This window comes from Pectobacterium sp. 1950-15, assembly GCF_037136835.1.
Classification (GTDB): domain Bacteria; phylum Pseudomonadota; class Gammaproteobacteria; order Enterobacterales; family Enterobacteriaceae; genus Pectobacterium.
The window spans coordinates 1-316 of the sequence record NZ_JBBBQR010000054.1 but is presented as its reverse complement, the minus strand read 5'-3'; the positions used below and the strand labels follow the sequence as shown (position 1 = coordinate 316).

Below are 316 nucleotides of genomic sequence, written 5' to 3'. Positions count from 1 at the left end.
CAAAAGAGATTGTCCTGAACGCATTACTTATGGCGGTGTGGAGGCGTAATCCTCAAAAGCAGGTACTGGTTCACTCTGATCAGGGCAGTCAGTACACGAGCCATGAGTGGCAATCGTTCCTGAAATCACACGGTCTGGAAGGCAGCATGAGTCGTCGCGGTAACTGCCACGACAACGCGGTTGCGGAAAGCTTTTTCCAGCTACTGAAACGCGAACGGATTAAGAAAAGGATCTACGGAACGAGAGACGAAGCCAGAAGCGATATTTTTGATTATATCGAAATGTTTTATAACAGTAAGCGTCGGCATGGTTCGAG

Annotated in this window: 1 protein-coding gene; it reads left to right on the top strand. The window is 48.1% G+C overall.

Going from position 1 to position 316, the window contains the following annotated elements; all coding sequences use genetic code 11:
* A partial coding sequence (locus WCT94_RS20755) for a DDE-type integrase/transposase/recombinase (protein ID WP_336871611.1) occupies positions 1-316 on the top strand: 316 nt, incomplete at both ends.